At 69.0% G+C, this 11,463-nt stretch carries 7 protein-coding genes and 1 pseudogene; all 8 read right to left on the bottom strand.

The window, feature by feature from the left end; all coding sequences use genetic code 11:
- Positions 1-43: 43 nt before the first annotated feature.
- Positions 44-1,384: an NCS2 family permease gene (locus tag MSPGM_RS18440; RefSeq protein WP_012753447.1), complete on the bottom strand. Its 1,341-nt coding sequence runs from the start codon at positions 1,382-1,384 to the stop codon at positions 44-46.
- Between the two features lie 109 nt (positions 1,385-1,493).
- Positions 1,494-1,748 carry a hypothetical protein gene (locus MSPGM_RS18435; protein WP_012753446.1) on the bottom strand — a complete coding sequence of 85 codons (255 nt, stop codon included), beginning with the start codon at positions 1,746-1,748 and terminating at the stop codon, positions 1,494-1,496.
- A gap of 127 nt (positions 1,749-1,875) precedes the next feature.
- Positions 1,876-4,113: a xanthine dehydrogenase family protein molybdopterin-binding subunit gene (locus MSPGM_RS18430; protein ID WP_012753445.1), complete on the bottom strand. Its 2,238-nt coding sequence runs from the start codon at positions 4,111-4,113 to the stop codon at positions 1,876-1,878.
- A gap of 11 nt (positions 4,114-4,124) precedes the next feature.
- Positions 4,125-5,099, bottom strand: coding sequence for an FAD binding domain-containing protein (locus tag MSPGM_RS18425; RefSeq protein ID WP_012753444.1), 975 nt, complete (start codon positions 5,097-5,099; stop codon positions 4,125-4,127).
- Positions 5,100-5,112: 13 nt separating this feature from the next.
- Positions 5,113-5,762: pseudogene (paoA, locus tag MSPGM_RS18420) on the bottom strand (aldehyde dehydrogenase iron-sulfur subunit PaoA).
- A gap of 158 nt (positions 5,763-5,920) precedes the next feature.
- Positions 5,921-7,180, bottom strand: coding sequence for an SfnB family sulfur acquisition oxidoreductase (locus MSPGM_RS18415; RefSeq protein WP_012753442.1), 1,260 nt, complete (start codon positions 7,178-7,180; stop codon positions 5,921-5,923).
- A 185-nt stretch (positions 7,181-7,365) separates the two neighbouring features.
- Complete coding sequence (sfnG, locus tag MSPGM_RS18410; protein WP_012753441.1) at positions 7,366-8,478, bottom strand: dimethylsulfone monooxygenase SfnG; 1,113 nt, start codon at positions 8,476-8,478, stop codon at positions 7,366-7,368.
- Positions 8,479-8,769: 291 nt separating this feature from the next.
- On the bottom strand, positions 8,770-11,187 hold the full coding sequence (locus MSPGM_RS18405; RefSeq protein WP_003603464.1) for a penicillin-binding protein 1A: 2,418 nt from the start codon (positions 11,185-11,187) through the stop codon (positions 8,770-8,772).
- Positions 11,188-11,463: the final 276 nt, after the last annotated feature.

Here is an 11,463-nt window from a genome sequence, read left to right as displayed (position 1 = left end):
TACCGCCTTGATCTTGAAAAACGCCGTCTGGCCCGTGGAATAATCAGTGCGCGCCGCCGCTCTCGACGAATTTGAACAGGAACACGGCCGCGATCACCCACACCACCGGCTTCACCTCGCGGGCGCGCCCGGTCAGGCCTTTGAGGACAGCGTAGGTGATGAAGCCGAAGGCGACGCCGTTGGCGATGGAGTAGGTGAAGGGCATCAGCAGCGCGGTGACGCAGGCCGGGATCACCTCGGTGAGGTCGTCCCAATCGAGCGCGGTGAGGTCGCGCAGCATCAGGCAGGCGACGTAGAACAGGGCCGGCGCCGTGGCGTAGGCCGGCACCGAGCCGGCGAGCGGCGCGAAGAAAAGGCAGGCCAGGAACAGCACGGCCACGGTCGCGGCGGTGAGCCCGGTCCGCCCGCCCTCCTCCACCCCGGCGGCGCTCTCGAGATAGGCGGTGGTGCTCGACGTGCCGAGCAGCGAGCCGGCGAAGATCGCCGCGGAATCGGCCATCAGCGCCCGGTCGAGCGCGGCCGAGCGCCCCGTCTCCGGCAGGAGCCCGGCGCGGTTGGCCACTGCCATCAGCGTGCCGGTGGCGTCGAACAGTTCGACCAGGAACAGCACGAGGATGACGTTGACGAGCCCTCCGGTCAGCGCGCCGGGGATGTCGAGGGCAAACAGCGTCGGCGCCAGCGAGGGCGGCGCCGAGACGATGCCCTGGAAGGCGTTGCCGGCAAAGACGAAGCTCAGGCCCGTCACCGTCAGGATGGTGAGGAGCAGCGCCGCCTTGATCCGCCGCGCCGAGAGCACCGCCACCATCAGGAAGCCGAGCACGGCGAGCACCGTGCCGGGCTGGCGCAGGTCGCCCAGCGTCACGAAGGTGGCGGGGTTGGCGGCTACCACGCCCGCGTTCTTGAGCGCGATGATCGCCAGGAACAGGCCGATGCCGACGGTGAGTGCGATGCGCATGGAGCGCGGAATGCCCGCGACGATGATCCGGCGCAGGCCCGTCAGCGTCACGGCGAGGAAGCAGAGGCCGGAGATGAACACCGCCCCGAGCGCCGCCTGCCAGGTATAGCCCATGCCCTGCACGACGACGTAGGCGAAGTAGGCGTTGAGCCCCATCCCCGGCGCCAGCGCCACCGGCCAGTTGGCGACGAACGCCATCACGGCTGAGCCGAGCGCGGCGATGAGGCAGGTCGCGACGAAGACGGAGCCCTTCGGCATGCCGGCATCGGCGAGGATGCTCGGATTGACGAAGACGATGTAGGCCATGGTGAGGAAGGTGGTCAGCCCCGCCAGCAGCTCGGTGCGGACCGTTGTGCCGTGCGCGCGGAGCTTGAACAGGCGCTCCAACAGGTTCGGCGGCGCGGCGACCGTGTCCTGCTTGGTGTCCATCGCCTCACAGCCCCTTCCCGGATGAGCGGTTCCGCACCGCCATCGCAAGGGTCGGCGACGCAATCCAGTCACCGGCCGCGCTTCAGCGCGCCCGTGTCTGTCTGAGCGCTCAGCGAATGGCCGTCATCCCGCCGCGGGCGGCCGGGCCGGACAGGGGCAGGCCGAAGCGGCCGACGCTGGGGCTGAGCCCGTTCGTGGTCCAGCGCGGATCGTGCGGGCGCGGACGCTCGGAGGGCGGAAGCTGCTGGATCAGCTGCCGGTACCGCACCGACGCCTCGTCGTTCGGGAAGGCCTGCGCCGTCGCGGTGCCGGCAAGAGAGAGGCCGCCGAGGACGAGCGCGCCGAGGATCGGAAAACGGATCATGGGTGAGGACTTCGTTCTGACCCGAATCGGCCTGGGGGATGGGTCGAAGGGACGTTTCCGTTCGAGGTGGGCACCCGGATCACGATCTGCAATCCGGGTGCCGCCTGTGTCTCAGTAAGCCAAAAGATCAGGTCCGGCGCTGGGCCGCGCCCTCCCGCTCGTTCCAGCCGTCGAGCACCTTGTCGAGCGTCAGCGGGTAGTCGCGGATGCGCAGGCCCGTGGCGTTGTAGACGGCATTGGCGAGCGCCGCCCCGGCGCCGCAGATGCTGACCTCGCCGAGCCCCTTGCTCTTCAGCGGGTTCGCCTTGTCGTCGAGTTCGGGCAGGAACATCGCATCGATGGCCGGGACGTCGGCATGGGCCGGCACGTGATACTCGGCGAGATCGTGGTTCACGAAGTAGCCGTAGCGGGTGTCGGTCTCGGCCGCTTCCATGAGGGCGGCGCCGATGCCGAAGATCATGCCGCCGAGCGCCTGGGAGCGGGCGGTCTTCTGGTTGAGGATGCGCCCGCCGGTGAACACGCCGAGCATCCGCCGCAGGCGGATCTCGCCAGTGTCGGCATCGACGCCGACTTCCGCGAAATGCGCACCGAAGGAGTGCTGCGAGTACTTCTCCTTCATCGCGCCGGGCTTGATCTCGCCCTTGGCCTCGACACCCTGCGCTCCGGCCAGATCGGTCAGCGCCTCCGATCGGTTGCCCGAAGTCACGCGCCCTTCCGAGAACACGGCGCCCTCGGGCGTCATGCCGGCCGATTGCAGCAGCGACTGCCGGAGGTTGTCGCAGGCGACGTAGAGCGCCGAACCGGCCGAGCCCGCGCCGAACGAACCGCCGGAGCCGGCCGCCTTGGGATAGGCGGTGTCGCCGATCTCGACGTGGATGCGCTCGATCGGCAGGCCCATCATCTCGCCCGCGATCTGGGCCAGGATGGTGTAGGTGCCGGTGCCGATATCGGTCATCGCCATCCGCACGGTGAGCGTGCCGTCGGGGTTGAGGCGCACGCCGGCCTGCGAGGGCATCAGCGGGTTGAGCCGCGAGGCCGCCGCCATGCCCATGCCGACGAGCCACTGCCCGTCGCGCGTCGCGCCGGTCGCACCGCGTTTGTCCCAGCCGAAGCGTTGCGCCCCCTCGCGCATGCAGGCGACGAGTTGGCGGGTGGAGAAGGGCACCTTCTTTTCCGGGTCCTGCTCCGGCTCGTTGCGGATGCGCAGCTCGATCGGGTCGATCTTCAGCTGCTCGGCCAGCTCGTCCATGGCGCATTCGAAAGCGAGCTGGCCCACTGCCTCGCCCGGTGCCCGCATGGCCGAGGCGATCGGCACATTGAGGTTGGCGAGCCGATGCCGGGTCAGGCGGTTCTGCGCCGCGTAGAGCGAGCGGGTGACGACGGCGGAGGTCTCGTAGAAGACGTCGCCCGGCGCGGTCGCCGACCACGATTCGTGGGCGATCGCGGTGAGCCGCCCGTTCTCGTCGGCGCCCAGGCGAATGCGCTGGATCGTGTCGGTGCGGTGGGTCGCGACGTGGAATTCCTGCTGGCGGGTCAGCGCGACCTTCACCGGGCGCTTGAGGCTCTTCGAGGCCAGAGCGGACAGGATCGCCTCGGGCTGCGGCTGGAGCTTCGAGCCGAAGCCGCCGCCGATATAGTGCGAGACGAGCCGCACGTTCTCGGGCTTCAGCTTCAGGACCGAAGCGAGCGAGGTCTGGCCGCGGTTGAGCATCTGGTTGGCGGTGTAGAGCGTCACCCGCTCGCCATCCGGCCCCGCCTCCCAGGAGGCGATGGTGGCGTGCGGCTCCATCTGCGCGTGGATCTGCACGGGCGTGGTGTATTCCACGTCGAGCTTCACCGGGGCGCTGGCGAAGGCGCCGTCGAAATCGCCGATCTTGGAATCGGGCGGCGTCTGCGCCGGCTTCGGCTCGACGGCCGTGGGCCGGGCCGCCTTCAGCGAGGCCTCGGGCGTCTGTACATCGTACTCGGCCCGCACGAGGGCGGCCGCTGCGCGGGCCTGTTCGAAGCTCTGCGCGACGACGAAGGCGATGGGCTGGCCGTGGAAGCGGATCTCGGTACCCTGCAATTGTGGGTAGACCTGCTCCTTCTTCTCGCCCTGCTCCGGCACGTTCTCGTGGGTCATCACGAGGAGCACGCCCGGCGCGCGCTTGGCCGCGGAGACATCCAGGCTGCGGATGCGCCCCTTGGCGATGCCGGCCTCGACGAGGAAGCCGTAGGCCGGGTTCTTGAGGTCGCGGGTCTCGTAGGCGTAGGGCGCGCGGCCCGTCACCTTGAGGCGCCCGTCGATGCGGTCGATGGGGCGGCCGACGAGCCCGTCCGGCTTGCCGTCGAGGGGCGTCGCGCCGATCGGCTGGTTCATGTCCATGGCGGATTTCCTCAGGCTCGCAGGGCTTCGGCGACGGTGGCGCGCAGCGTCCGGCGGGTGAGCGGGATCTTGAAGTCGTTGGTGCCCTGGCCGCGGGCGCCGTCCAGCACCCGGTCCGCGGCGGCATCGGCCGAGCCGGTCTCGACCAAAGCGGCCTCCGCCGCCTCGACCCGCCAGGGCTTGTGAGCCAGCCCACCGAAGGCGAGCTTGGCCAGCTTCGGCTTGTCGCCCTCGCCCTTGGCGATGATCGCGGCAACCGAGACCGTGGCGAAGGCATAGGATGCCCGGTCGCGGACCTTGCGGTAGAGGTGCACGCCCTCAATGGGCTTGGGGAGCGTCACGGCGGTGATGAGCTCGCCGGCCTTCAAGTCGGTCTCGATCTGCGGCGTGTCGCCGGGCAGGCGGTGGAAGTTGGCCAGGGCGATGCTGCGCCGCGCGCCCTGCGGATCGACCGTCTCGACGGTGGCGTCGAGGACGCGCATCGCCACGTTCATGTCGGACGGGTTGGTGGCGATGCAGGAATCGCTCGCCCCCAGCACCGCCATGATCCGGTTGAACCCGCCGATGGCCGAGCAGCCCGAGCCCGGCTCGCGTTTGTTGCAGGGTTTGGTCGTGTCGTAGAAGTAGTAGCAGCGCGTCCGCTGCAGCAGGTTGCCGGCGGTGGTCGCCTTGTTGCGCAACTGGCCCGAGGCACCCGCGAGCAGGGCTTTGCCCAGCACCGCGTAATCCTTCCGCACCCGGGGATGCGCGGCGAGATCGGAATTGCGCACCAGCGCGCCGATGCGCAGGCCGCCGTCTTCCGTGTCGGTGACCTCGGCCAGCGGCAGGCGGTTGACGTCGATCAGGGTGGCGGGCGTCTCAATCTGAAGCTTCATCAGGTCGAGCAGGTTGGTGCCGCCGGCGATGAAGCGGGCGCCGGGCCGCTCGGCAGCAAGGCGCGCGGCGTCCTGAACCGTGGCGGGGCGCTCATAGGCGAAAGCCTTCATGGGGTTCGCCTCCTCAGATCTTGGTGCTGGCGTCGCGGATCGCCGCGACGATGTTGGGATAGGCCGAGCAGCGGCAGATGTTGCCGCTCATCCGCTCGCGGATTTCTTGGTCGGTGAGCGAGGCCTTCTGCGTGATGTCGTCCGTCACATGGCTAGGCCATCCGGCCTCAAGTTCCGAAAACATGCCGGCGGCCGAGCAAATCTGGCCCGGCGTGCAGTAGCCGCACTGATAGCCGTCATGGTGCAGGAAGGCGGCCTGGAGCGGGTGGAGATTGTCCCCATCCGCCAGCCCTCGATGGTGGTGACGGAATCGCCCTCGTGCATCACCGCGAGGCTCAGGCAGGAATTGATGCGCCGGCCGTTCACCAGCACCGTGCAGGCGCCGCACTGGCCGTGATCGCAGCCCTTCTTCGAACCGTTGAGGTCGAGATGCTCGCGCAAGGCGTCGAGCAGGGTGGTGCGGGTATCGAGGGTGAGGTCGTGGCGGGTGCCGTTGATCTCGAGCGAGACCGACATGGTCTGCGGCTGCGGGTCGACCGCCGCCGGGGCGGCCTCCGCCCGGCCGCGCAGGGAGGCCCCGAGCGTCGCCAGGGCGGCGCAGCTGCCTATCACCGTGCGGCGCGATGGATCGAAGCGCCGGTCTCTCGTCGAATGGTCGCTCATCAGGCCTGCCGTCCCGCGCATCCGGACCGGCCGCGGGTGGCGGCCAGTCTGGAATGGATCGAAATCTGACAGGCGAACGCGACAGGGCCCAAGTTGATCCGGCCGGGCGCCGCGCCCCTATGGCGCAGCTTTGCGGTGTGCTTGGCGGTGCGGAAGCCTCAGCTCCAGGCGTGGAGCGGCGGGTTCACCCCGTTGAGGGCGTGGTTGCCAATGATCGCGTATTTCCACCGCACGGGATCGTGAAGCGTGTGGGTGCGGGCGTTGCGCCAGTGGCGGTCGAGGTTGTGCTCGGCCAGGGTCGAGCGGGTGCCGGAGAGTTCGAACAGGGTGTTGGCAGCCGCGAGCGCGGTCTCGGTGGTCAGCACCTTGGCCTCGGCGACCGCGATCTGAGCCGCGGCCACGCTCTCCGCCGTCGGGTTTGCCAGCGCGGCGTCGATGGCCAGCCCCGCCCGGTCGAGCAGGGCTTCCGCCGCGTGCTGGCGGATCGTCAGGTCGCCGATGGTGCGGATGGTGTAGGGGTCGTCGGAGGCCCGCTCCCCGCCGCTGTCGATCCAGGGGCGTGCCTTCTCGCGGACGAAGTCGATCGTGTCGTCGAGCGCCTCGCGGCCGATCCCGGCATCGACGGCGGCCTGGATGATCTGGAAGATGGCGCCATCCGCCCGCGGCGCCTCGTAGGCGCGGTAGCCCGGCACGAGGTGGCTCTTCTCCACCCGCACATCCTCGATGATGACGGTGCCGCTGGCCGTGCCCCGCTGGCCGAAGGCCGACCAGTCATCGATCACGGTGAGCCCCGGCGCATCGCGCTCGGCGATGGCGTACCAAGCGCGACCCTCCGCATCGAGGGCGACGATCGGCACGAGATGGGCGAGGAGCGCGCCCGAGGAATAGAACTTCTGGCCGCGCACGATGACGTGGTCGCCGTGATCGGTGAAGCGGGTCTCGAACTCGGCGGCGCGCTTGGTGCCGCGCTCGGAGAAGGCGTTGCCGAAACGGGTGCCCTTCAGGACTTGCCCGAAGAGAAGCGCCTGCTGCTCGGGGTCCGAGACGGTGCGGATCGCCGCGACGATGCCGAGATGGTTCTGCGCGATCTGCGCGATGGACGGGTCGGCGGCGGCGATGATCGCGATCACCTGCGCCAGCGTCTTGTAGGAGACCTCCGGCCCGCCATAGGCCCGCGGCACGTTGATCGACCACAGGCCGCTCTGGGAGAAGGCATCGAGCTCGGCGAGCGGGCGAGCATTGGTGCGGTCGCGCTCCGAGGCGCCCTCGCGGAATTCTTTCGCCAGTTCGTGGGCGATGCGGATCGCCTCGGCGTCGTCGCGGATGACATGAGCCGGGGTCGCGGGGCGCGCAGGCCCCGGCACGCCCTGCGGCCGGCTGCCGGCCTCGGCCGTGGTGGGATTGACGGCGATGGTCATGGAGCGGTCTCCGAAGCGAGAGGGGATCGGAAGGGATCGATCCCACCCTCCCCCCTCATCCTGAGGTGGCGGCGCGAAGCGGCGCCCTCGAAGGATCCTCCAGGGATCGCGCGGGATCTGGAGGATCCTTCAAGGCTGCTGCGCAGCACCTCAGGATGAGGATGGGGGTGGGACGAGCGTAAGGGTCAGGCCGCCTCGGCGCGGCGCTCGCGGGCGGCTTCCAGCGCGCGGACCCGCGGGATCACGTGCTCGCCGAAATATTGCACCTCCTCCTGGAAGTGCAGGAAGGCGAGCAGCGCCAGATCCACGCCGGCATCCTTGAGGGCGAGGATGCGCTCGGCGATCTGGTCGGGCGTGCCGATCAGGTTGGTCTTGAAGCCGTCGTTGTACTGGACGAGATCCTCGAAGCTGGACTTCGCCCAGTTGCCCTCGCCCTCGGGGGAGGCCGCGCCGGCGTTCTTCACCTCGTGGCCGAAGGCCTTCACCGCGTCCGGATCGGCGTTCTCGATGATCTCCTGAAGGACGGCGCGGGCCTCCTCCTCCGTCTCGCGGGCGATGACGAAGGCGTTGACGCCGACCTTCACGGAATGGCCGTTCGCCTGCGCCTTGGCCCGCAGATCCTCGACCTGCGCCCGCACGCCCTCCGGGGTGTTGCCGTTGGTGAAGTACCAATCGGAGACGCGGGCGGCCATGTCGCGCGCGGCGCGCGAGGAGCCGCCCTGGAAGATCTCCGGCAGGTTCGGCCCCGGCTTCGGCTTCAGGGTGTAGTTCGTGTAGCGGTAGAAATCGCCGCGGAAGCTGAAGGCGTCCTGCGTCCAGATCCCGCGCAAGGACCGGATGAACTCCTCCGAGCGACGGTAGCGCTCGTCATGGTCGAGCCAGGGCTCGCCGATCGCCCGGAACTCGCCGGAGAACCAACCCGAGACGATGTTGACCGCGATCCGTCCTTCCGTGAGCTGGGAGATCGTGGCGATCTGCTTGGCCGCCAGCGTCGGGTTCCAGGGGCCGGGCAGGATCGCAGCGATCACCGTCAGCCGGGTCGTGGCGGCGGCGAGCGCGTGGCTGAAGGCGACCGATTCGTGCTGGTACTCGGCGCCGTAGCCGGCGGTGAAGCGGATTTGGGTCAGGGCGTAGTCGAAGCCCGCCGCCTCCGCGATCTGCGCGAGCTTGCGGTTATAGTCCGCGTCCCAGCTCGTGCGCTGCGCGATCTTGCTGATGACGAGGCCGCCCGAGACGTTGGGCACCCAGTAGGCGAAGCGGATCGGCTCGGACGCGGAGGACGGGTTCGGAACGGACATGGTGGCGCGGCGCTCGCTCTGAGAAGCGTTGTTCTGAAGCATTTCGAGATGATGATGGTTTTATTTGAGTCATCATCGCGTTGAGTCCAATCATCGTCTCGGAACAACCTGTCGTCAAAGGAATGATCGAGCGTTTTTTCAGCTCATCGCGAAAGCTCGTTCTTCGTCGTGCGGCATCCGGGCGAAGAACGTTTTCGTTGAATACGATCCACCGCAAGAGCGCTCTGAAACGAAAAGAGCCGCCCCGGTCGGGGCGGCTCTCGGTCGATCGCGGATCGTGGCGGCGGGTCTTCAGTAGACGCCGCCGGCCTGGGCGGCGGCGCCCGCATCGGGCGGCACCGCGGCGGGGGCGGACGGGGCGACGTAGGAATCCGGCGGGGCGGTGCCGGGCTTGAACGCCTCCAGGATGGTGCCGCCGCCCTCGCCCGAGCCGGCGCGGGTGCCGGAGGAGGCGTTGACGCGGATCAGCTTGATCCCCGCCGGGACGCGGAACGGGGTCGGCGGCTTGTCCTTGAGCGCCACCTTCAGGAAGTCGAGGACGATGGGGGCGGCGAGCCCGCCGCCGGTCGCCCGGTCGCCGAGCGAGCGCGGCTTGTCGAAGCCGAGATAGACGCCGACCGCGAGATCCGGGGAGAAGCCCACGAACCACGCATCCTTGGCGTCGTTCGTCGTGCCGGTCTTGCCCGCGAGCGGCTTGCCGATCTGCTTGAGCAGGGTCGCGGTGCCGCGCTGGACCACGCCCTCCATGATCGAGACCATCTGGTAGGCGGTGAGCGGGTCGAGCACCTGCTCGGACTGGTCCACTAGCTTGGGCTCGTCCTGGCCCGACCACTTCTCCGCGTCGCAGCCGACGCATTTGCGGTTGTCGTGGCGGTAGATCGTCTCGCCGGTGCGGTCCTGGATGCGGTCGATCAGCGTCGGACGGATGCGGCGCCCGCCGTTGGCGAGCATCGAGTAGGCGGTGACCATGCGCATCACCGTAGTCTCGCCGGCGCCGAGCGACATCGGCAGCACGGGCAGCAGGTCGTCATAGACGCCGAAGCGGCGGGAATACTCGGCGATCAGCGGCATGCCGATATCCTTGGCCAGCCGCACCGTCATCAGGTTCTTCGAGTGCTCGATGCCGTAGCGCAGGGTGTGCGGACCGCCGGACTTGCCGTCGTAGTTCGAGGGCGACCACGCCTCCTGGCCGGGGCCGGCCTCGATGGTGATCGGCGCATCCTGCACCACTGAGGACGGGGTGTAGCCGTTGTCCAGCGCCGCCGAGTAGACGATCGGCTTGAACGAGGAGCCAGGCTGGCGCATCGCCTGCGTCGCGCGGTTGAACTCGGATTCCTCATACGAGAAGCCGCCAACCATGGCGTGAACGCGCCCCGTATAGGGGTCCATCGCGACGATGGCGCCCGACACCTCAGGCTTCTGGCGCAGGCGGTAGGTGCCCTTGGCCGGATCGATCGCCTCGACATAGACCACGTCGCCGGGCTTCACCGCGGCGGCGACGGCGCGGCCGGTCCACTTCACGCCCTCGGCGGTGATCGCGCCGGTCTCGCGCTCCTTCGAGAGGGAGCCGCCGGCCTCGCGCTTGGGCTGGAGCCCGATCTGCGCCACGCCGCCATTGGTGTTCAGCACCACGGCGAGCCGCCAGGGGGCGATGTCGCCGAGCGCGGGCATCTCGGCCACCGCCAAGCCCCAGTCGCGGCCGGTGAGATCGACCTTATGCTCGGCCCCGCGCCAGCCGCGGCCCTGATCGTAGCGCACGAGGCCGTCGATGAACGCCTTGCGCGCCCAGGCCTGCATCTTCGGGTCGAGGGTGGCGCGCACCGAGAGGCCGCCCTCGTAGAGCTTGCTCTGGCCGTAGCGCTCGGAGATCTCGCGGCGGACCTCCTCGGTGAAGTAGTTGGCGTTGGCCGCGTTCGGGAAGGCGACGCGCGGGTTGACCCCGAGCGGCTGCTTCTTGGCCTCGGTGCCCTCCTCGGCCGTGATGTAGCCGTTCTGGGCCATCAGGCCGATGATCTCGTTGCGCCGCGCCAGCGCCTGCTGCGTGCGCCGGTAGGGGTGGTAGTTGTTCGGCCCCTTCGGCAGGGCGGCGAGATAGGCCGCCTCGTTGATCGTCAGCTCGTGGACGGACTTGCCGAAGTAATCCAGCGCCGCGGCGGCCACGCCGTGCAGGTTGCGGCCGGGGACGATGGTGCCGAGGAAAATCTCGTTGAGGTAGAGTTCGAGGATCTTGTCCTTCGAATAGGCCGACTCGATCCGCAGCGCGATCAGCGCTTCCTTGATCTTGCGGTCGTAGGTCTGCTCGGCCGAGAGCAGGAAGTTCTTGGCCACCTGCTGGGTGATGGTCGAGGCGCCCTGCTTCTTGCCGGACTGGGCGTTGGTGAGGATCGCGCGGACGATGCCCTCGGGGTCGATGCCGCCGTGCTTGTAGAAGTTCTTGTCCTCCGCCGAGAGGAAGGCGGCGACGACGATCTTCGGCATCGCCTGGATCGGCAGGTAGAGGCGGCGCTCGTGGGCGTATTCGGCCAGAAGCGAGCCGTCTGCCGCGTGGACGCGGGTCATCACCGGCGGCTCGTAATTGGCGAGCGCGGCGTGATCGGGCAGGTCCTGGCTGTACTTCCAGTAGAAGAACGCGCCGACCGCGGCGGCGAGGCAGAACACCACCGCACCGGCCGAGAACAGGAAGGCGAAGAATCGCAGGATGAAACGCATCCGGGGTCCGTTCCGTCGCTCGTCCGCTGCGCGCCGATGAAGGCCAAGCGCGAGGGCCTGCCGCGGGCTCTGGTGAGGCCCCGCGCGGCCGTGCCTCTTGTCAGGCGGACGGGGGGCTCGTCGAGCCCCGTATCGACACCGGCTCTATGGTGAAACTGGGGCGATGCAAGGGGACCGCTCGAAAGCGCTCCCCTTAAGCTTTCGTCGGCCTCAGTCGCCGGCGCCCGCCTCCGCGGGCTCAGGCTTTCGCTCCGCTCGACGCCTCGGCAAAGGCCG

The organism is Methylorubrum sp. GM97 (genome assembly GCF_024347855.1).
Taxonomy (GTDB): domain Bacteria; phylum Pseudomonadota; class Alphaproteobacteria; order Rhizobiales; family Beijerinckiaceae; genus Methylobacterium; species Methylobacterium extorquens.
The sequence above is the reverse complement of the archived record's forward strand: the minus strand, read 5'-3'. Positions and strand labels throughout refer to the sequence as shown.

Excerpts from the sequence above, each read along its gene's own strand:
- MSPGM_RS18405 (WP_003603464.1), bottom strand. The coding sequence starts at position 11,187 with ATGCGTTTCATCCTGCGATTCTTCGCCTTCCTGTTCTCGGCCGGTGCG.
- sfnG (WP_012753441.1), bottom strand. The coding sequence starts at position 8,478 with ATGTCCGTTCCGAACCCGTCCTCCGCGTCCGAGCCGATCCGCTTCGCC.
- MSPGM_RS18430 (WP_012753445.1), bottom strand. The coding sequence starts at position 4,113 with ATGGACATGAACCAGCCGATCGGCGCGACGCCCCTCGACGGCAAGCCG.
- MSPGM_RS18440 (WP_012753447.1), bottom strand. The coding sequence starts at position 1,384 with ATGGACACCAAGCAGGACACGGTCGCCGCGCCGCCGAACCTGTTGGAG.
- MSPGM_RS18415 (WP_012753442.1), bottom strand. The coding sequence starts at position 7,180 with ATGACCATCGCCGTCAATCCCACCACGGCCGAGGCCGGCAGCCGGCCG.
- MSPGM_RS18425 (WP_012753444.1), bottom strand. The coding sequence starts at position 5,099 with ATGAAGGCTTTCGCCTATGAGCGCCCCGCCACGGTTCAGGACGCCGCG.
- MSPGM_RS18435 (WP_012753446.1), bottom strand. The coding sequence starts at position 1,748 with ATGATCCGTTTTCCGATCCTCGGCGCGCTCGTCCTCGGCGGCCTCTCT.